Source organism: Flagellimonas sp. HMM57, from assembly GCF_021390175.1.
Lineage (GTDB): Bacteria > Bacteroidota > Bacteroidia > Flavobacteriales > Flavobacteriaceae > Flagellimonas.
In genome coordinates, this window is sequence record NZ_CP090004.1 from 3,667,006 (window position 1) to 3,688,946 (window position 21,941).

Genomic DNA, 21,941 nt, shown 5'->3' on the forward strand with positions numbered 1-21,941 from the left:
TTCAATTGAAAAGACTAAAAAAATACTTTAAACGAATGCTCCTGACCGTTCTGTCCATTATTGGGATTTTAATAGTGACCTATGTAATCTTTGTTAATTTCTACCCAAGTTTTGGAGGGAAAATTACAAAGGAACTCCAAAAAGAATATGCGCAATCAAAGAACTATAAGAAAAAGCAATTTGTAAACGAAAAAGATGTTCCCAAAAATTTGAGTTTTGTTGAGACATTAGGAATAATGCGCAAGTTTTTTTTTACCAAAGTTCCTAATGGAAGCCCAGATAAGCCTTTGAAAGTTCAGAAGATAGATTCAACAGCGATTGCTGACTACAATGGAGATACTCGATTAATTTGGTTTGGGCACTCTGCTTTTCTTTTACAGATAAACGGAAAAAATATTTTAATAGATCCTATGCTGAGTGATGTGCCAGCACCGCATCCATGGTTGGGAAGCGGACGTTTTAGCAAAGAGCTACCAATAGCCATAGCTAAGCTCCCAATAATAGATGCAGTCTTGATTTCTCATGACCACTATGATCATCTGGATTATGAATCCATTCGAAAACTAAAAGATAAAGTTGGGCATTTTTATGTGCCTTTGGGAGTTGATGTGCACTTAAAAGCTTGGGGAGTATCTTCTGCTGCCATAACAGAGATGGACTGGTGGCAAGAAGAAGTTTTTAGTGACTTGACGTTCGTTTGTACCCCGGCACAGCACTTTTCGGGAAGAAGGTTCAATGACAGGCAAAGTACGTTATGGAGTTCTTGGGTGATTCAATCTACAAGCGAAAACATATTCTTTAGCGGTGATAGTGGATACAGTGATCACTTTAAGGTTATAGGAGAGAAGTATGGTCCTTTTGATTTTGCAATGATGGAATGTGGCCAGTACAATGAGTCATGGCCAGATATTCATATGTTTCCAGAAGAAACCGTGCAGGCAGGTATAGATGTTAAGGCAAAATGTATCATGCCAATACACTGGGGTGGTTTCAAATTATCGTTGCATTCTTGGACAGACCCTGTAGAGCGTGCAACCAAAAAGAGTAAAGCTTTGGACGTAAATCTAATTACCCCTAGAATAGGTGAATCTATACTTTTAGCTGAACTTTCAACACAAAATGGTATATGGTGGCGTAACTAACTTTCATATCCATTTAAAATACAAGATTGCAATTGTGGGAAATGTTTTTGTTCTTATTCTGCAGATAGATTCATCGATGTGGGCAGTTCAAAAATTTCTAAGTCAAAATAGGGTAGGGCGGCTAACAAATGGTCAAAGATATCTGACATAATATACTCGTAATTCTCCCATCGTTTATCGCTGCTAAAAGCATAAATTTCTAAAGGAATTCCCTGTGATGTCGGACTCAGTTGACGAGTCATTAAAGTCATATCCTTATTGATAGCTGAGTGTCCCTCTAAATAGCTTTCGATGTACTTTCGAAAAACGCCAAGATTAGTTAGGTTTCTTCCATTGATTGCCAAATCTTTATTGGCTCCCCGCTCTTCGTTAAACGAGTTTATTTTTTCGGTTCTATTTTCCAAATAATCCGTTACAAGTTGAATTTTCTTGAGAGACGCCACATTTTCAGGGCTTAAAAATTTAATGCTTTGTTGTCTAATGATCAATGCCCTACGAATCCGTCTTCCGCCAGAGTTTTGCATCCCTCTCCAATTTTTGAATGAATCGGAAATCAATGCATAGGTTGGAATGGTGGTAATGGTTTTGTCAAAATTCTGAACCTTAACGGTCGCAAGGGTAATTTCAATAACATCACCATCTGCCCCATATTTTTCAAAAGTTATCCAATCACCAATGCGTACCATATCGTTTATGCTAACCTGTATGCTTGCTACAAGCCCTAAAATTGAGTCTTTAAAGATTAGAAGAATAATGGCGGATGCTGCACCAAGTGCCGTAAAGAATTTCCATATAGTAGTATCTGTAACAATGGCAAAAACAGTCAAAATCCCACCGATCCAAGCAAAAATCATGAAAACCTGAATATAGCTGTCCAAAGGTTTGTCCTTCAAATGGGGCAATGTCCTTAAAAAATCCTTGATGCTGGACAATAAACTTTTTACTAAAAACAACGCTAACAGAACACCAAGTATGGAAAGAGCTTTTTGCATTAACGAGCCGCCATACTCAAAATCTAAAAAAGCAAGGGGCATTAATTCAAAAAGCAATAACAAAGGGATAATGTGTGCAATATATCTAGGGACTTTATTAGCGACTAAAAAATCATCAAAATTGGTTTTTGTTCGTCTTGCAGTACGCACGGAAAGTGATCTAAGCACCTTCCAGATAACAAAGTCGAGCAACCATGCAAACACAAGAATACCAATAAAAAGTATGAACAGGTTTACATACGAAACTATATTTTCCTCGATTCCCGTTTTCAGTAGATAGTCATGTAGCAGGCGACCATATTTTTTGTCCATAACAAGAACTTATTTTTAAACTGTGTGCAAAAATATGGCTTAAATAATATCCTGCATGAAGACAAATACAAAATGCTTCTTAAAATTGTCGATTTCACGTAAGCCTTTTACTATTTGTTGAAAAAGAGAATATTGTGAAGTGATTTCGACACTATACTGTTCTTTAGAAAAGTAAGCATGATTGTTTTAAAACATCTGTCAGTTTTATCATATTCAAGAAATCTAATGTCAAATAAAAGTTAAGATATGTAAAGGTCTTTTCTATTTTTCAAAGCCAAAAAGGCACTCCAATTACATATTTGGCTTGGTTTACAAAGCTTTCCGTTCACATATGACATAAATCATGAAAATTGGTGCTGGTTGAACCTAATTTTATAAGCGAATTTTTGTGAAAGCATACCTTAAAACTAAAATGAATATGGAAGTATTGGAAAAAACCCGTACTAGGGTTTATCGGTTTGGCAACAAGTCCGCCGATGGAAATAGCAAAATGAGAAATCTACTAGGAGGAAAAGGAGCCAACCTTGCCGAAATGAGCACTATAGGTATTCCAGTACCACCTGGTTTTACCATAACTACAGAGGTCTGTACCGAATATAATGAGCTTGGTAGAGAAAAAGTGTTGGATTTGATCAAGGAGGATGTTCAAAATGCCGTACGCAACATTGAAGAGGTAATGGGTGCAACTTTTGGTGACAAAAAGAATCCACTTTTAATTTCGGTTCGTTCAGGAGCTCGTGTATCAATGCCCGGTATGATGGATACTGTCCTTAATTTAGGATTGAATGATGAGATTGTAAAAGGGCTTATTGAAAAAACGGGGAACGAACGTTTTGCCTGGGATTCATATCGCCGATTTATTCAAATGTATGGTGGCGTTGTTTTAGGAATGAAACCTGAATCAAAAGACGATATAGATCCTTTTGAGGAAATTATGGAACATCTTAAAGAGAAGCGGGAAATTCAATTGGACACCGAATTTTCGGTTCAGGATTTAAAAGATCTTGTTTATGATTTCAAGGATGCCGTAAAGAAACGTGTAGGGCATGATTTTCCTATGGATCCATGGGAACAACTATGGGGCAGTGTAATTGCCGTATTCAACAGTTGGAATGGAGATAGAGCGGTTTATTACCGAAACATGCATGGATATCCTGCCGATTGGGGTACCGCTGTTAATGTTCAGGCCATGGTATATGGCAATATGGGCGAGAATTCAGGAACTGGAGTGTGCTTTACAAGAGATGCCGCAACTGGGGAGAATGTATTCAATGGGGAATATCTTATTAATGCCCAAGGTGAAGATGTAGTGGCAGGAGTACGAACGCCGCAACAGATTACTCAACTTGGGTCGAAAAGATGGGCGGAATTGGCCAAAATAGAGGAGGACGAAAGAATACAAGACTATCCTTCATTGGAAGAGTTGATGCCATCCATCTTTGAAGAGCTTAATAAGTACCAAGAAATCCTTGAAAACCACTACAAGGATATGCAGGATATGGAGTTTACGATGCAAGATGGAAAGCTTTGGATTCTCCAAACCAGAAACGGTAAGCGGACGGGTGCAGCAATGGTCAAGATTGCCATGGATTTGTTGAAAGACGGTTCCATAGATGAAAACGAAACCTTGATGCGAATCGAGCCAAATAAATTGGATGAACTGTTGCACCCAGTTTTTGACACAAATGCACTAAAAAGGGCAAATGTCATTGCACAGGGATTACCTGCTTCTCCGGGAGCTGCAACGGGCCAAATCGTATTCTTTGCAGATGAAGCAAAAAAGTTTAGGAATTCCATATTAACACGAATTGAAACATCTCCAGAAGATTTGGAAGGAATGAATATTGCCAAGGGTATTTTGACCGCAAGAGGGGGTATGACTTCTCATGCCGCAGTCGTTGCCCGTGGAATGGGGAAATGTTGTATATCTGGTGCTGGTGCCTTAAAAATTAACTATAAAAACAGGACGCTTACCGTTGATGGCAAAGTTTATCAAGAAGGGGATTGGATTTCCCTAAACGGATCAACAGGAAACATCATTGAAGGAAAGGTAGCAACCCGCGAACCTGAGTTGAGTGGAGAGTTTGCCGAAATCATGAAATTGTCGGACAAATATGCCACTATGGATGTAAGGACAAATGCCGATTCACCCAAAGATGCAAAAGTTGCTTTAGGTTTTGGTGCAAAAGGTATTGGTCTTACAAGAACCGAGCACATGTTTTTTGAGCTAGATAGGATCAAGGCCATGCGCGAGATGATCTTGGCCGATACAACGAAAGGTAGAAAGCAGGCTTTGGAAGAACTTTTACCTATGCAACGAAAAGACTTTGAAGGTATTTTTGAAGCTATGGAAGGCCTTCCTGTTACCATTCGTTTGCTCGATCCGCCATTGCACGAGTTTGTTCCACACCAATTGGCCACGCAAAAAGAACTTGCCGAGGACATGCATATTTCGCTTACGGCGGTTAAAAACAAAGTGGCTGAGCTCCAGGAGTTCAATCCTATGTTGGGCCATCGCGGTTGTCGTTTAGGAAATACCTATCCAGAAATAACAGAAATGCAGACAAGAGCGATTATCGAAGCTGCATTAAATCTGAAGGAAAAAGGAATTGAGTCCAAACCAGAAATTATGGTGCCGTTGGTGAGTACTGTGAACGAGTATTTGGAACAGGAAAAAATTATAAGAACCACAGCACAACAAGTCTTTGAAGAATATGGAAACACAGTTGAGTATTTAGTGGGGACAATGATTGAAATTCCTAGGGCTGCCCTATTGGCCGATACTGTTGCTGAGCATGCAGATTTCTTCTCATTTGGAACCAATGACCTTACCCAGCTCACTTATGGCTACAGTCGTGATGATGCCGGTAAATTCCTTCCCATTTATTTAGAGAAAGGAATTTTGAAGGTAGATCCTTTTGAGGCTTTAGATCAAGAAGGCGTAGGTAAGTTGGTCACAATGGGAACATCTTATGGTCGGCGTACAAAACCAAATCTAAAAGTAGGTATCTGTGGCGAACATGGTGGCGAACCTAGTTCCATAGAGTTTTGTTATAAAAATGGAATGAATTATGTGAGCTGTTCACCCTTTAGGGTTCCGATTGCACGGGTATCCGCTGCACAAGCGGCCATAAAAGCCCAGATGAACTAGTCGGTTTAGGATTACGATAACCTGAAGCAGTCTTTCAATTTTTATTAAGTTGAAAGGCTGCTTTTTTTTAAGGATGATTTACCATTCATCATGATGGGGTTAAAGTAGCCTTGTGACTTCAAAATGCCAAAAGTTCCACTAGGTCAAAAATCGATTTTATAAAATATTGATTTTTTGACAAGTGATTTTGGAATATAAGTAGTTCTTTTATTGGTCAATCATCAATCAAAAATGAAAAAAAGCTGGTTTTTTTCCTTGCTGTGCCTTGTGTGCAGTGGCCTTTGTGGTCAAAATTCAGTGGATTCTGAGAATGAAGTCCAAGATAAGCCTAACAGCTTTATGGACAAGACTGAGTTTAGGGCAGGTTATTACGGTAATTTTTATTGGAACCCTGGTCTAACTTTTGGAGCCGAATATCTCTGGAAAGAAAAGGTACGAACCAAAGAGAAAAAAAAGAGAACAAAAATTATAACGAAACAATGGTTGCTTAATGGAACTGTTGGCTTGAGTTGGGACCCAAGAACTGAACTTGGTGTTTTTACCAATTATGGAATTCTTTGGCGTAGGACTAATACAAAGGGAAAACAAATTAATATCCAATTTAATCCTTTGGGCTACTATAGGTCGTTTTTACCTGAAACCTATGAAGTTTCGGGTGATAGGGTGGATAAGGTTTTTCTGCCCGGGCGAAATTATTTTGCGCCCTCGATTTCATTCGGTTTAGGGAAATTACGAAAAGGGAAAAAGTTAACAGGCAGATATTTAAATGCTACTTACATGCTTCGGACACCTTACAATGCTAGTTTTTTACCCTCAATCGCAATAGAGTATGGGTATCGTTTTAACATCAAAAAGAAAAAGAAACATGCGAAGGATAATCAATAGTGGCTTTGTAATATCACTCTTCTTGCTTTCATTTCTCTTTATACTTTCTTGCTCACAAGAAGAAATAGGTGATTTAAAGGACACGCTTTATGTTAGGCACGAGGGTGCGGATATGCCAGCCCATATTTATGGCAATGCAACGGAAAAGGTGTTTCTTGTCATTTTGCATGGCGGTCCGGGAGGTGATGGGTTAACCTATAGGGCGGGAACCATTAAAAGTAAGATTGAAAAAGAATGCGCCGTTGTATATTTTGACCAACGCGGCTCCGGTATGTCCCAAGGTAGGTATTCGGAAGATGGTATTAGTGTAGATATTATGGCCGAAGATGTTTTGGCCTTGGTAAAAGTAATCAGGCATAAATATGGGGATGATTCCCAAATATTCTTAATGGGGCATAGCTGGGGAGGAACATTGGGGACTGCAGTCATGTTAAAAGACCAAGATGCGTTTAGCGGTTGGATAGATGTGGATGGAGCGCATGACCCTAAAGGAGTTTATTTTGAATATCCCAAAAATTTTGAACGAGTGGCCAATGAACAAATCGAAGCAAATAGAAGTATTTCGTATTGGGAAGGCGCAAAAAACAAGATTAATGAGCTGGATACTACTACCTATTCCGATGACGATTTTTATGAAATGAATAGAGAAGCCTATAAAGCAGAAGATAAACTGGCCGATGATAAGGTAGTTTTTAAGGTTGGTAGTGGTATTCAAGGTGAGCTGGCAGTTACTTTCTTTTTCAAAAACAATCCCATAACAGTCGGTTGGAATGGAAGGGATACACAAGCCATATTGGTCAGGGACCAAGATATTTTTGAAAAGCTTTCATACACGGATAGACTCAACGAAATAACAATACCGTCCTTAATATTATGGGGGAAATACGATATGGTAGTACCGCCAAAATTTGCCCAAGACGCTTTTGAAAATCTTGGCTCAAGTTCTAAAGAATTGATCATTTTTGAAAATTCAGGTCATTCACCAATGTTCCTTGAGCCCGATTTATTTGCACAAGTGGTAATCGATTTTATTGATGAGAATAAATGATGGTTAGTAAATAGTATTAATACAATCAATAGTATAAGATTTTTCTAATTAAGAAGAAAGAAAAAGCAACCTAAATAAATGAAAGGCATCTTACTAATTGACAATTTAAAAACTTTGAGTATACACTAGTTGTTAGAACACGGTTAAGATAAATGAAGAAATACCCAAATCTGAAGTATTATAACCTATTAAACATGAAAACTATAACCAAAAACTACCCGCTAAAGACAGTTACATTTTTTACTTTTCTGTTTTTAATACTGCTTGTTCCAATACATAGCAATGCCCAATTCTCTGGTGGAAACGGTACCTACGAATCGCCTTTTGAGATCAGTAACCTTACAGATCTTCGCTTTCTTTCCGAGAATGATGAGCATTGGGATAAACATTTTGTATTGACCCAAGACATAGACGCTTCAAATACGACAACATGGAATTCTGGCCGTGGATTTTCTCCAATTGGTGACTCACCTAACGGTTTAAGGCAAAAGACTCCGTTTACTGGTTATTTTAATGGGCTGGGATATAATATAACAAGCATACATAGTAATCGTCCTGGAGAGTCCTTCATAGGCTTTTTTGGCTATATTGAAGATGCTATCATAGAAAATCTAAAACTCACCAATGTTGATTTAACGGGTGAAAATGGTGCAGCTGGATTGGTGGTTGAAAGCCGTAGTTCAAAAATTAAAAACTGCCATGTAAGTGGTAAAGTCAGTGATTTTGGACAAAATACCACAAGTGGTGGTCTTATAGGTATTTCCTTAAACTCAGATGTCGCTGAATCGTATGCTATGGTGGAAGTATCCGCAACCATTGCTGGAGGATTCATAGGAGTCTCGAATAGTGATCAAATCAATGACTGTTGGGCGGGAGGTATTATAGATGGGTCACAAATTTCAGGAGGCTTTGTGGGTGTTTTGGATTCGGGAACCTTAAAAAATTGTTATGCCATTGGGGAAGTCAATGGTCAACAACTCGCTGGAGGTTTTTGTGGCTTTAATGATTCTAGCGGTAATATCACAAATTCTTTTTTTGATTTGAACAGCACGCGACAATCTCAAGCAGTGGGTCAAGGTGATGGTCAAGGTGTCACTGCCTTAGATACTGGGGATTTCTCCATACGACAAAACTTTGTAACTGCAGGTTGGAAACTGGATGAAGTTTGGGAAATGAGCATTATCTCTAGTATTGATAATGTGGCTAGACCTTATTTAAAAATGCAACTTGCTCCGTATTATGTCCATATTCGCGTATTACCAGAACCAGCAGCATCCGTATCGGGTATTGGGTATTACAAACCCAATGAACAGGTTAATTTGGGGTATACACCAGCATCACGGTATACATTCTCAGGTTGGCTGCGGGATGGGAATGTAGTGTCAACTGCGAATCCGCATGCATTTACGATTACCGAGAGCCAAACCTATAATGCTATTTTTACAGAAGATACTGCATTTGAAGGTGGTGACGGTACAGCTGCAAACCCATATCAAATAGCAAACGTAAACCAATTGCAGGACATCAATACCATACCCTCTTTACTGAACAGACATTATGTACTTACGGCCGATATTGATGCTTCCCCAACAAAAAGCTGGAACAATGGTAAAGGATTTATCCCTATAGGCAATCAAAACCGACCTTTTACGGGCAGTTTTGATGGAAATGGAAATCTCATAAAAAATCTGCATATCAACAGGCTTGGAGAAAGTGGTATTGGACTTTTTGGGTATACACATGGCGCAACGATAACCAAAGTGGGTCTGGATAACGTGAATATTTCAGGTAAGAACCAAACAGCTGGCTTTGTAGGTCAAGATATAAAAAGTACTAAAATCTCTTTATCTTATGTTACTGGCTTAATTACAGGAAACAGCGAAGTAGGGGGCTTTTTGGGGAACGGAATCGATAGTGGTATTGACAACTCCTATAGTTTGGCCAGAACTTATGGAAAGGATGCTATAGGGGGAATGGCTGGATACCTTAGTTCATCTGGTAATACTATTGTAAGGGTCAACAGTAGTTATACTGCAGGTAGGATTCTCTCCGATGCTACAGCTGGGGCCATCGTAAGCCATATAGGTAGAAACGTATCCCCAAGATCAATTTATGACCGTAATACCACTGGTCTACAAAAAGGCACAAATTCTGGTGATGGAGGTGCAGAAGGTTATTCGACCGACCGCTTCTCTTATGCTTTTCTTATGAACCAAAAATTTGATATGGTCAACCTTTGGCAATTTGCCTATGGTCAAGATGGTATCAAACGTCCTATCCTAAAATGGGAAAATCCTTTCGTTTTTAACCTGTCCGATGATGGTAACGGCACTATCGACAAAGAACCTATTGAACGGATTCTCCCAGGAGTGGATTTCCCTCCCATAACCGCCTATCCCAATGAAGGCCATACCTTTGGTCACTGGCTGGACGAAGATACCCAAGAACAATGGACCAGTAACCCATTGAATATAAATCAGGTAGACCGAAACTATAACCTCAAGGCCGTTTTTGTGCCCAATGTGGGGAATCGAAAAGTGAAGATAACGGTCATTAACACTGTTCAAGTACCAGTAGCGAACGCATTGCTAGAGTGGGAGGGAAACCTATTCAGGACGGACTCCAATGGTGTTGTAGAGCTTAGCGGTGTATCTGACGGAACCTATTCCTACATCATAAGCCACTCCTCTTCTTATGTTCCATTGAACGATATACTGGAAGTAAACGGGAGTGATGTTGACATCCAAGTAGTATTGTACAGTGGAACCGAATTCAAGGACCAAAACTGTACTTTTTTAGTGACAGAAGGAGCATTACCCATATCCAATGCCCAAATCGTTATTCAAAAGCAGGGAGAAACGCCCCAAACATTTTTTACGGATAGTTTTGGTGAATTTACTTTCACTGGGAACGGGGTTTTTGAATATACCGTAAGCGTTCCGGGATATGAGACCAAAACGGATACTTTTACATTGTCCACAAATAACCTATTTAAAAGGATAGCGCTTTCAAAAGTGTACGACTTGGAACTGACGGTTACAGATGGTGCCAATGTTTTGCCAATGGCAGAAATAACCTTTGATGGTATTACGTATCAAGCCAATAACCAAGGTGTGGTATTGTTTCAAGATTTGGTTAACGATACGTATAATTTTTTGGTGTCGGCATCTGGATTTACTTCCATTGCCCATTCCAGTACTATACAGGGTAACGACCTGTCGGAAACCATTGTCTTGGCACCACCAACAGGTCCGCTAAGAGCTATTACCATACGGGTTACCGATGGTTTACGTACTATTGAAAATGCAGGAATCATTATAACTGGACCAGATATACTGTTTACAAATACAAATGCCCAAGGAGAAGCTTTGGTTCAATTGGTTGATGGAAGTTATACCCTTCGTGTATTTGCAGCGCCATATGGTACGGTTGAACCTAGTATAGTTGTTACCAAAGACGATATCATAGAAATAGTGCTATCGGGCCCTACGGTAAATATTAGGTTATCTGTTGGGGATTTCAACGGAAACCCAATACCGAATGCGACTGTTGAATTTTATGGACGATCGTTGACTACCGATGCCAATGGATTGGTAACAATATTTAATTTGGTACAATCGGCTACATATGAGTTCACTGTGTCAGCTACAGGATATCTTCCCAACACTATAAAGATTTTAGTTGACCCTACCGTAACTTTTTATAGTATACCTCTGGCAAAACCTGCAAGTGTAACTTTTGAATGCAGTGATGGAACAATGCCCTTGGCAGGTGTCCAGTTGGATTTAGAAGGAAAACAATACATTTCAGATAGTCAAGGTCAAATTCATATACCAAACCTAAGAATAAGACAATCTGCATATCGCTATTTTGCAAGTATTGATGGCTATCATTCACAAAGTGGTGGTTTTGTACTGAGTAGTCCAACGTATACAGGACAACTGGTCTTTGTTCAAAAAACAAGTCAATATGATGTTGATTTTAGGGTTGAAGATGTAATGTCTTCACCAATACTATATGCTGAGATTTTACTAGAGGGAAACACCTACTATACAGATGCAAACGGTATGGTAGTTATAGGGAAAATGCCCGATGGGCGCTACCCCTTTACGGTGAATGCTTTGGGGTATCAAACGGTTAAAGGTTCGTTGTTCGTTAATGGCAATGCCGTTACAGAAACCGTGGTACTCCAATCACAAAATCAACCTACATTCAATGTTTTGGGCACAGTGACCGATAACAACGGAAATCCACTGGAAAATGTCATATTAAACGGGTTCAGTACAACCGTGACCACGGATACCAATGGTCGATATTCGGCAGAGGAGGTCCAAGGCTGGTCGGGCAATATTCGCCCTACGCTTCAAAACTATACCTTCTCGCCGACCAATGTATCCGTTAACAATCTTCTGGGGGATTTATCGGGTAACGATTTTGTTGGAACACCTACGGTAAATCAGTTCAGTGTTTCAGGAACTGTAAAGGATATCAATGGTAATCCGTTGCAAAACGCTGTTTTGAGTGGTTTTAGCAACGCAGTGACCACGAATGCCAATGGCGAGTTTTCCGTTTTGGAAGCCGTTGGATGGTCTGGTACTATCGCAGTTAGCTTGCCAGGATATTCATTTTCACCTACCAGCATACAGATTAATGCCTTACAAGGAGATGATAGCGGTAATGATTTTGTCGGTACCCGAATTGTGCATCAGATTTCGGGTATGGTCAAGGACGATAAGGGCAACCCTTTAAGCAATGTTACGGTGAGTGGTTTTGGCTTTTCAATAACGACAGATGTGACAGGCCGGTATTGGACATCTCGACAACAAGATTGGTCCGGAAATATCTCCGTTTCTTTGCCTGGTTATACCTTTACGCCCACAGATATATCCATCAACAATCTGCAGGGGGACAGTACAAACAATGACTTTATAGGCACGCCTATTATCAACCGTTACAGCATTTCGGGAACGGTGACCGATAACAGTGGAGGCCCATTGGAAAACGTAGTCCTGAGCGGGTTCAGCACCTCTGTGACCACCAACGCGAACGGACAGTATTCAGCAATGGAGAGCCAGGGCTGGTCGGGGAGCATCTCGGCATCGTTGCAGGGCTACACTTTTTCGCCTTCGATGATACAGGTAAGCAACCTTCAAGCGGATAGCAATGGCAACGATTTTACAGGTACGGCCGTAACAAATCGGTTTACCGTTTCGGGAACGGTGACCGATAACAGTGGAAGCCCATTGGAAAACGTCATCCTAAGCGGGTTCAGCACCTCTGTGACCACCAACGCGAACGGACAGTATTCAGCAACGGAGAACCAAGGTTGGTCGGGGAGCATCTCGACTTCATTGCAGGGCTACACTTTTTCGCCTTCGGCCAGACAGGTGAGCAACCTTCAAGCGGATAGCAGCGGCAACGATTTTACGGGTACGGCCGTAACAAATCGGTTTACTGTTTCGGGAACGGTGACCGATAACGATGGAGCCCCATTGGAAAACGTCATCCTAATCGGGTTCAGCACCTCTGTGACCACCAACGCGAACGGACAATATTCAGCAACGGAGAGCCAGGGTTGGTCGGGGAGCATTTCGGCTTCATTGCAGGGCTACACTTTTTCGCCTTCGGCCAGACAGGTAAGCAACATTCAAGTGGATAGCACCGGCAACAATTTTATAGGTACTGTAGCAGCCAAACAATATACCATTTCTGGAACAGTACGAGACAAAAAAGGGAATCCTTTGGAAAACGTAATTCTGAGCGGGTTCAGCAGTCCTGTTACTACCAATGCCAATGGGGAATATTCAGTTACTGAAAACGAGAATTGGTCGGGTTCAATTGTTCCGTCGTTTGAAGATTTGGTTTTTACACCACAACTTTTGACCATAACTAATCTTAACGAAGATGTCTCTCAAAATTTTAAAGGAGAAGAGTCTTTGAATATGTTTATTTTTCCAAATCCTTCATATGATGGTAATTTTACTGTTATACTACCAAAAGTGGATGGTATAAAACAGCTACAGATTTTTACGCCTTCAGGCCAATTGGTACATAGTACAGTTCTTGAGGATAATGTTGAAGCACATACTTTGGAAAATGTTTTACCAAGTGGCATGTATATCCTTAAGCTTACTGTAAAAGATGGTATTTATGAACAAAAGATTTTGATCAACTGACAATTTTGAATTTTTCTTGCTTAGAAAAGCGATGTTCTTTAAGTATTAAAACGAATAATCTAACCTCTAATCTGTTTTATTGAGCTACACGATCAGCAATAGATAATTTAGTAAGTTGGTTCATTCTAGATAGCGATGGAGCTAAGTCATAATTGCGGCTTAAATCCTTATTACCTAATTAGGCAATTGTTCAGTCCAATCTATTTAAGGGATATGTACTAGGCTAATTATAATTACAAAAGCGAATTTCTACCTACGCATACTGGTATGGGCACTATTATGTATGGTTATGAGAGTTGTATTGTTTTGTTTGATGCTAGTATCCGTTTTCAGCTTCGAAAACGTATGGTCACAGAACGACTTTAACATTCCACCATCAATCAAGAAAATGAATTATGCCGATAGGGAAATTACATTTTCGAATGTAACCATGAATGGTAAGAAAATTACATTCTTGGAGGTGGAAAAAGGGGATGTAGTAACCATTACCACCAGAATCGAATCTAAACGAAAGGGAGATTATTGCCCAGATTGTATTGTTCAGATATATTGGGGACTTAGGGGTACATTTCATTATGTACCAAGAGCTTTTATGGATATGAATCCCTGAAGAAAAAATCCAAGCTTATTTTTAATGCGCCCCTTCAAGATGGTATGTACTATATTACCTATGGTGGGTCATTGGAATATTCCTGTGAAAATAGTTTACAAAGACCTGGGTGTTCTGCAGATTACGCTTTTGCTGTTTTAAAAGTTGGCAATCCCGACTTAGAGAAAAGAATCACACTAAAAAGAGTAACAAAGGATACTGGTACATTCTTAAAGACAACATTGATCAAGCCTGGTGGGTTTGGAGACTTAAATGAAATTACCTGGTTTTTAAATGAAGAGAAATTGAATTTTGACAATAAAACCGAAATACCCATTACCGGTTCTGGGAAATACAAAGTCGTATGGTCGAATTGCTTTACCAGTGTCGCTGACTCTTTGGATTACTCCACGAACATTGAAAAAAATATAGATACTAGAAAAGAGAAGGAGCTAGTACTAATTGGCGATGGAGATATGGCTTTAATGATTGAAAATAAGGATGGCTTTGTTCTAAAAAATCTGATTTTTGATTTGAACGAGGCTATTATTAAGCCAGAAGCTAAAAAGGAGTTGAACAAGCTTGCCCAAATTATGATAACAAAACCTTCAATGAAAATTCTGCTTGAAGGGCATACCGCTATCGGGAATGCCAAAGAAAATCAGATACTCTCCGAAGAAAGGGTAAAATCTACCAAAAACTATCTCGTGAAACAAGGTGTATCCAAAGACAATATTCAAATAAAAGGTTGGGGACAGACAAAGCCCTTGATTAGAACAAGGGATGTAGAAAAGGGAAAAATAAATCGAAGAGTGGAGATACGAATTTTATCCAGATAAGATTGAATGTTGGTTCCAACTAGTTGCAGTCGTAGAAGCGCATCATGGTCTAGGTAAAAAACAATCTTTCTTCCTTTGTGGAATTTAAAACAAACTTAATTCTGACGGAATTATCATTTACAATGTTTTTTTGGTGTGAAACGGCGTATTTAGCCCCACATCAAAAAAATAATGTTATGCTTAAAAAATATCCAATTTTTAAATGGACGCTACTTGTCTTAACAGTACTGTTTGTATTGATTCTTTCTTTTGGGCTATGGTTTAAAAGTTTAATTCCTCCTAAGAATACTGAAATAGCAGCTACAAAAATAGAAGACCTACCTTATCTATCGCAAAACATCCTACCGGTACGGGGCAAGATTCTTGCGGTCGTAACAAGTACCAAGACCATGGGGAATAGCGATAAGAGCACTGGCTACGAACTCACCGAGTTGGCCCGTGCGTACTATGTGTTCAAAGCCAACGGTTTTGAAGTGGACATTGCGAGTCCATTAGGGGGAAAACCTCCTGTGGTTATCGATGATGAAGATATGGGCGTATATGATTTTGCCTTTTTAAATGACGCCACAGCTCAGAATAAAGTTGATAACACCATTCCATTAAAAGACGTGGTCAAAGAAAATTATGAAGCAGTTTTCTTTGTTGGGGGCAAAGGAGCAATGTTCGATTTTCCAAAAAATAAAAACATTCAAGACATGGTTCGTGATTATTATCAATCCAATAAAGTTATTGGTGCCGTATGTCATGGTCCAGCGGCTTTGGTCAATGTAACTTTGGACAATGGTCGTTCCCTTTTGGAAAACAAAAGAGTGAGCGCTTTTACCAATGATGAAGAATTGTTGCTTATTCCGGAAGCAGCATCAATATTTCCATTTTTATTGCAAGATAAGTTGATAGCCCAAGGTGCTAGATTCAAGAAAGGGGAGATGTATCTGGATAAGATCAGTCACGATGCCAACTTGGTAACGGGTCAGAACCCTTGGTCCGTTTGGTCAGTTGCGGAAACCATGATAGAACAAATGGGACATAAACCAAAGTTCAGGGAAATTACTGATGAAGAAAATGCGGTCAACATTTTGATTACATATGAGAAATATGGTGCACAAAGCGCAAAGGAACTAATAACGAAAATATTAAAAGACGAGAAAATGCCCATTAATCGAGTTCTCATTGCAAAACATAGCATAATTGCGGCAATGAAAGGAGATATTGGTCGATTTGTTGATATCATAGCCTTAGTCTCTTTTATTAAGCAAATGGAAGCCTAGAAACCAAGATATTGTTAAATTCGAGAAAAATAATAGATTGCCTTTTCTAGATATACTTCTTGTACTGGTTAGTGGTTCTGGGCTCTTGCATGGTATTTTTTTTGCCTTTTACCTATGTTTTTTTAATAAAAAAAGAACAAAATCAAATCTTTTGCTGGGATTGCTATTGATCTTTATGGCATTTCGCGTTGGTAAATCGGTCATGTTATATTTTGGAAATGACCTCGAGCCCATTTTTATATTTGCTGGATTATCCTTTCTTCTGGTCATAGGACCTTTGTTACGATGGTATATTTTGGCAATGACAACATCAGACTTTAAACTACCCAGTTTTTATATATTGGAATTAGCGCCGTTTGTTGTGATTTTTGTCATCAGCTTGTTTGTAAGTAATAATTGGTTCAATGAAAATAATAGCATGGCGGTTGCATTGTTTGCAAGCACAATTATTTTCAGTTATCTACATTTAGCGTGTTACATTTTTCAATCTGGCATGTTGGTGCGTAAGGTTATCAATATCCATACAAAGATGCAACGAACAAAATATCAGATGGTTATAATTCAATGGTTACGAATTCTAATTGTTGGTTTTGGTATGATTTGGATTTCATATGTTTTGAACCTCATAGAGGACACTGTCCCATACATTGTAGGACCTGTTATGTATTCCGTGGTTATCTATTATTTGAGTTACAAGGCATTTAAATTAAACGCTACCCATATAGATGGAACTGTTTTTGCACAGAATGAAAACGTTGCGTTGTTTCAACGTATCCGCGAATTGATGGTTTCTGAAAAATTATATCTAGAATCGGATATTTCTCTGGTTCGTTTAAGTAAGATGGTGGAGAAAAGCACTCAAAAAACTTCAGAAATTATAAACCAATATGCCAAGCGCAACTTCAACGATTTTGTTAATCATTATCGAATTCAAGAAGCGAAAGAAATGCTTTTGGACACTGCCAATAAAAAATATACCATTTCATCGATTGCCTTTGATATAGGTTTTAGCAGCCTATCTTCCTTTAATGTAGCTTTTAAGAAATTTGAAGGTACAACACCATCATTGTATAGAAAGAATAATTCTTGCTAAACTATGGGTTTTACAGTTTTACATCCCATGTCTCGTGAGGCAAAGATGCCGGATTGTAATTGGAACTTTTGAGATTATAAAAACCATTCAATGTTAATAACACTTTTCATAACTAGTTTTCCGTACTAAAAAAATAGGAGATTCTATTTTTTAATTTTATAAATGATTAAAAGGTCATTTATTAATTTATTATGTATTGTCATAATTTCAATGTTGTACTTCAAGAGGTTCCGGGCGAAGTAAGCCTTTGTTTTTCAATTTCTGGGTGTCCTCTGAGGTGCGAAGGATGTCACTCTCCGTTTTTATGGAAGAAGGGAAGTGGTACAAAATTGACCCAAAAACTATATGAAGACATACTCCATAAATATTATGGATTTGCAACCTGTGTTATTTTTATGGGAGGGGAATGGCATAAAAATGAATTGATCAGCAGTTTGAAATATGCCCAAGACAAAGGATATAAAACTTGTGTTTACACGGGTCAAGACCAATTAGATCTAGAAATCTTAAAGCACCTGACCTGGGTCAAGACTGGAAGATGGGACAAATCTTTAGGAGGTTTGGAGAGCAAGACTACCAATCAAGAGTTTATCGAAGTAAAAACAAAAAAACGACTTAATCATCTATTCCTTAAAACTTAAAATCTATGTTACGACTTTCAGACGGTCAAATAGCAAAAAAAATCAACTTTATTAACGATTATTTACATTCAGCCAATGCTGCGGATGGTTCTAAAATGGATGCCAATGCCAATGTAACTTCAAAAAACATTGCGACTATGGAAGCTGAACTAAATAAGGATATTAACATACAGGTGAACCGGGCACTGGTAAAACAAAAGATAGCTTCCTTGTTCGGGGATGAGCTGGCAAATGAATATACAAGACAAATAGAATCCCATGAAATATATATACACGACGAAACTTCTTTAAAACCATATTGTGTATCCATAAGCATGTACCCATTTTTGTTGGACGGACTTACAAAGCTTGGGGGAGAAAGTAAAGCTCCCAAACATTTGGAAAGCTATTGTGGCGAATTCGTGAATCTAGTTTTTGCGGTAAGTTCCCAATTCGCAGGTGCCTTGGCCACAGTTGAGTTCTTATTGTATTTTGACCATTTTGCAGCCAAGGACTATGGTGTAGATTATCTGAATACTCACAAAAAACTAATCGAAAATCACTTACAACATGTAATCTATGCGATTAATCAACCCGCCGCTGCCAGAGGATATCAGTCTGTATTTTGGAATCTCTCCATTTATGATGAAGCCTATTTTAAAAGTATGTTCGGGGATTTTGTATTTCCCGATATGACCAGACCAAGTTGGAAAAGTATACGAAAACTACAGGCATTTTTTATGAGATGGTTCAATAAAGAACGTAAGAAAGCTATACTGACTTTTCCAGTCGTCACAGCGGCGATGTTGGTGAAAAATGGTACTCCAGTTGATACACAGTTTACCGATATGTGTGCACATGAATTGAGCGAAGGAAATTCTTTTTTCATCTACCAATCCGAAAATGCGGATAGTCTGGCGTCTTGCTGCCGACTACGAAACGAAATCAGTGACAGTACTTTTAGTTATTCCCTTGGAGCCGGTGGTGTGGCAACGGGATCTATAAACGTAATAACGTTGAACATGAACAGGCTAATTCAAAAAAAAGCTGATATCGTTGAAGAAGTTCGGAAAGTGCATAAATATCAAGTAGCCTATAGAAAGCTTATGAATGAATACGATGAAGCGGGATTACTTCCTGTGTACCGTGCCGGTTTTATAGCTATGGACAAACAATTTTTGACTATAGGAATCAATGGTATGGTAGAAGCGGCCGAAAGCCAAGGCATAAAAGTGGGCAATCATGCATCGTATAAAAGTTTTGTGAATAGATACCTTAAAGCTATCTATAAAGAGAATAGGGCGGCAAAGGAACAATATGGATATATGTTCAATACTGAATTCGTTCCTGCCGAAAACTTAGGTGTAAAAAATGCCAAATGGGACAGGGAAGACGGTTTGTTTGTTCCCAGGGATTGTTACAATTCCTATTTCTATGTAGTTGAAGACCCTAAAACCAATTCGTTGGATAAAATTATGTTGCACGGTAAGGAAATCATACAATACTTGGACGGGGGGTCGGCATTACACCTTAATTTGGAGGAAACTCCCAATAAACAAGGGTTTATAAAGCTTATCCATGCAACGGCAGCGGCAGGATGTAATTACTTCTGTTTTAACATAAAGATTACGGTTTGCAACGAATGTTCGCATATCGACAAACGTACTTTGTTGAAATGCAGTAACTGCAACTCCCAAAATGTAGATCATGCTACCCGGGTGATAGGCTATTTAAAACGCGTGTCCAGTTTTAGTTCCAATCGGCAGAAAGAGCATCAATTGAGACATTACCATACACAGGAAGCATAATTAGACCAGCTTGTTTAAAATTTAGTAGGTTTTAAAACATGATAATTGTCGTGTTTAATCCTGATTCCATTCATGATTTTTGATGGGAGCAATAAGGTATTCGTATTAACCAGGATTCAAGCCCTTTAAAAATGTGAGCTGAATTATAAGACGAGACTGCTATAACAAGGGTCTGACGGAAAATCCGCGACTACATAATTAAAAACAAATTAGTCCCAATGCAATTACATTCATTTCATATTCCTGTGATGGGGATAGGCTTTACCATTGACACTCCCTTAAAAGTTTCTCATTTGGGCATAGACTCGGTTATTTCCTTGGTCGATGATATCTTATTGGAAAAAATACGAAAAATGTACTGTGATATGTTCGAAGTACCCTATCACGAAATTACAGAAAGCATAGAGGATTTCAGAGCCAAAAGGATTACTTCCTACCTTAATTTGATTAACGATCTAGCAGAAAAAAAGTTTAAAAAACTTAAAGATATTACTTCAGGGTACAGCAATGAGTTAAAACAGCACTTTAATATCTTGCCGGATACTTCGGTTCTAAAAGAGAAATTTAAGAATTTGACCTCAAATGGGTTTAATTTGGAAGAGCTTAGGGATGTATTGGAAACAAATCTTTCCATGGGTAGTATAGATGTCAATATTATGACCAAAGTGGATAAGGAAAACTACGTAAAAGACAAGCAATTGCCTACTGAATATAATGATGCCCATGCTGCTCTAAGGGGATATGCCAATAGTAAGCTATCCTCTTCGGTAATACTTTCTGCAGGGATGAACCCAAGGCTATATAGTTATATGGAAGAATTCGAGGATTTTTATCCTGACATGGAAGGGCAAATCAAAAAGAAAATAGTTTTAAAAGTGAGTGATTACAGGTCTGCTTTGATACAAGGAAAGTTTCTTGCAAAGAAAGGATTATGGGTTTCAGAATATAGAATTGAATCCGGACTTAATTGTGGGGGGCATGCATTTGCGACGGATGGATATCTTATGGGACCTATATTGGCCCAGTTTAGGGACAAGAAAGAAGAATTGATTCAAGAAATACATCAAATTTTCATCGAAGCCCTTTCCCATAAAGAAGCCTTTGTCCCCAAATCGCCGTTACCAGTTAAAATTACTGCACAAGGAGGCGTGGGCACAGCAGAGGAACATCAGTTTTTATTAGATCATTACAAGGTAGATTCAGTAGGTTGGGGATCTCCATTTCTTTTGGTACCCGAAGCGACTACTGTAGATAAAAGTACATTGGATAAATTGGTCAGCGCTAAAGAAGATGATCTATACCTGAGTGATGTATCTCCGTTGGGCGTACCCTTTAATAACCTTAGGGGAAATACAAAAGACGATGAAAAGTTAGCTTTAATAGTGAAGGGTCGGCCAGGAAGTTCCTGTCCTAAAAAACATGTTGCCCTAAACAAGGAATTTACAGAAAAAGGCATCTGTACCGCATCGCGTCAATATCAATACCTAAAGATCAAGGAATTGGATACGAAAGGGCTTTCCAAAGAAACCTACAGCAAGGAATACGATAAAATCGTGCAAAAAACATGTGCCTGTGTCGGATTGGGAACGGCTGCGCTGTTAAAGTATGATTTGGATACAAAAAAGGAAGGAGACGGCGTTTCGGTTTGCCCAGGGCCAAACATGGCATATTTCTCAAAGGAGATGAGTTTAAAAGAAATTACAGATCATATCTATGGAGCATCCAATGTGGTTACAAGAACTGATCGTCCAAATATGTTTATAAAAGAACTTCATATTTATATTGACTTTCTACAAAGTAAACTAGATGAAGTAAAAGATTCTATGGATAACAGACGAAAAAAATACCTGTCAACATTTGTAAAGAACCTTAATGAAGGAATTTCCTACTATCAGCATATTTTTGGGAGCTTAAAAACTACTTTTAAAAGTTCCAGGCTTCAAATTTTAAAGGATTTGGAAAAGGGAAAAAATACCTTGGGCCAGATAGATTCAGAATTGGATAACATTTAAATTGGT

General features: G+C 38.8%; 13 protein-coding genes. 12 read left to right on the forward strand and 1 reads right to left on the reverse strand.

Annotation, left to right across the window (positions count from 1 at the left end):
- The first annotated feature begins 5 nt into the window (after window positions 1-5).
- Entirely contained in the window at window positions 6-1,142 is a 1,137-nt protein-coding gene (locus tag LV716_RS16295; RefSeq protein ID WP_317167653.1) for an MBL fold metallo-hydrolase, read from the forward strand.
- A gap of 53 nt (window positions 1,143-1,195) precedes the next feature.
- Here LV716_RS16295 and LV716_RS16300 read toward each other — a convergent pair whose 3' ends face one another.
- A complete protein-coding gene (locus LV716_RS16300) occupies window positions 1,196-2,446 on the reverse strand; it encodes a mechanosensitive ion channel family protein (protein WP_163418838.1) in 1,251 nt (416 codons plus the stop codon).
- 418 nt (window positions 2,447-2,864) lie between these two features.
- Here LV716_RS16300 and ppdK point away from each other — a divergent pair, with 418 nt between their 5' ends.
- The 11 genes from ppdK (at window position 2,865) to LV716_RS16355 (ending at window position 21,935) form a co-directional block, all read left to right on the forward strand.
- On the forward strand, window positions 2,865-5,597 hold the full coding sequence (gene ppdK / locus LV716_RS16305; RefSeq protein WP_163418839.1) for a pyruvate, phosphate dikinase: 2,733 nt from the start codon (window positions 2,865-2,867) through the stop codon (window positions 5,595-5,597).
- Window positions 5,598-5,828: 231 nt separating this feature from the next.
- Entirely contained in the window at window positions 5,829-6,482 is a 654-nt protein-coding gene (locus tag LV716_RS16310) for a hypothetical protein (protein WP_163418840.1), read from the forward strand.
- The gene (locus LV716_RS16315; RefSeq protein WP_163418841.1) at window positions 6,463-7,530 is read left to right on the forward strand and encodes an alpha/beta fold hydrolase; all 1,068 of its coding nucleotides are present in this window, start codon (window positions 6,463-6,465) and stop codon (window positions 7,528-7,530) included. Before LV716_RS16310 ends, LV716_RS16315 begins: the two co-directional genes overlap by 20 nt.
- Window positions 7,531-7,724: 194 nt before the next feature.
- Entirely contained in the window at window positions 7,725-13,706 is a 5,982-nt protein-coding gene (locus tag LV716_RS16320) for a carboxypeptidase regulatory-like domain-containing protein (protein ID WP_163418842.1), read from the forward strand.
- Window positions 13,707-13,995: 289 nt separating this feature from the next.
- On the forward strand, window positions 13,996-14,316 hold the full coding sequence (locus tag LV716_RS16325) for a hypothetical protein (protein WP_233759163.1): 321 nt from the start codon (window positions 13,996-13,998) through the stop codon (window positions 14,314-14,316).
- 44 nt (window positions 14,317-14,360) lie between these two features.
- On the forward strand, window positions 14,361-15,134 hold the full coding sequence (locus LV716_RS16330) for an OmpA family protein (RefSeq protein ID WP_233759164.1): 774 nt from the start codon (window positions 14,361-14,363) through the stop codon (window positions 15,132-15,134).
- A 176-nt stretch (window positions 15,135-15,310) separates the two neighbouring features.
- On the forward strand, window positions 15,311-16,402 hold the full coding sequence (locus LV716_RS16335) for a type 1 glutamine amidotransferase domain-containing protein (protein ID WP_163418844.1): 1,092 nt from the start codon (window positions 15,311-15,313) through the stop codon (window positions 16,400-16,402).
- A gap of 151 nt (window positions 16,403-16,553) precedes the next feature.
- The gene (locus LV716_RS16340) at window positions 16,554-17,495 is read left to right on the forward strand and encodes an AraC family transcriptional regulator (protein WP_233759165.1); all 942 of its coding nucleotides are present in this window, start codon (window positions 16,554-16,556) and stop codon (window positions 17,493-17,495) included.
- Window positions 17,496-17,686: 191 nt separating this feature from the next.
- Window positions 17,687-18,136: an anaerobic ribonucleoside-triphosphate reductase activating protein gene (nrdG, locus tag LV716_RS16345; protein ID WP_163418846.1), complete on the forward strand. Its 450-nt coding sequence runs from the start codon at window positions 17,687-17,689 to the stop codon at window positions 18,134-18,136.
- Window positions 18,137-18,141: 5 nt separating this feature from the next.
- A complete protein-coding gene (gene nrdD / locus LV716_RS16350) occupies window positions 18,142-19,923 on the forward strand; it encodes an anaerobic ribonucleoside-triphosphate reductase (protein WP_163418847.1) in 1,782 nt (593 codons plus the stop codon).
- Between the two features lie 218 nt (window positions 19,924-20,141).
- On the forward strand, window positions 20,142-21,935 hold the full coding sequence (locus LV716_RS16355; protein WP_163418848.1) for a hypothetical protein: 1,794 nt from the start codon (window positions 20,142-20,144) through the stop codon (window positions 21,933-21,935).
- Window positions 21,936-21,941 lie beyond the last annotated feature (6 nt).

Excerpts from the sequence above, each read along its gene's own strand:
- LV716_RS16300 (WP_163418838.1), bottom strand. The coding sequence starts at position 2,446 with ATGGACAAAAAATATGGTCGCCTGCTACATGACTATCTACTGAAAACG.
- ppdK (WP_163418839.1), top strand. The coding sequence starts at position 2,865 with ATGGAAGTATTGGAAAAAACCCGTACTAGGGTTTATCGGTTTGGCAAC.
- LV716_RS16310 (WP_163418840.1), top strand. The coding sequence starts at position 5,829 with ATGAAAAAAAGCTGGTTTTTTTCCTTGCTGTGCCTTGTGTGCAGTGGC.
- LV716_RS16315 (WP_163418841.1), top strand. The coding sequence starts at position 6,463 with ATGCGAAGGATAATCAATAGTGGCTTTGTAATATCACTCTTCTTGCTT.
- LV716_RS16320 (WP_163418842.1), top strand. The coding sequence starts at position 7,725 with ATGAAAACTATAACCAAAAACTACCCGCTAAAGACAGTTACATTTTTT.
- LV716_RS16325 (WP_233759163.1), top strand. The coding sequence starts at position 13,996 with ATGAGAGTTGTATTGTTTTGTTTGATGCTAGTATCCGTTTTCAGCTTC.
- LV716_RS16330 (WP_233759164.1), top strand. The coding sequence starts at position 14,361 with ATGTACTATATTACCTATGGTGGGTCATTGGAATATTCCTGTGAAAAT.
- LV716_RS16335 (WP_163418844.1), top strand. The coding sequence starts at position 15,311 with ATGCTTAAAAAATATCCAATTTTTAAATGGACGCTACTTGTCTTAACA.
- nrdG (WP_163418846.1), top strand. The coding sequence starts at position 17,687 with ATGTATTGTCATAATTTCAATGTTGTACTTCAAGAGGTTCCGGGCGAA.
- nrdD (WP_163418847.1), top strand. The coding sequence starts at position 18,142 with ATGTTACGACTTTCAGACGGTCAAATAGCAAAAAAAATCAACTTTATT.
- LV716_RS16355 (WP_163418848.1), top strand. The coding sequence starts at position 20,142 with ATGCAATTACATTCATTTCATATTCCTGTGATGGGGATAGGCTTTACC.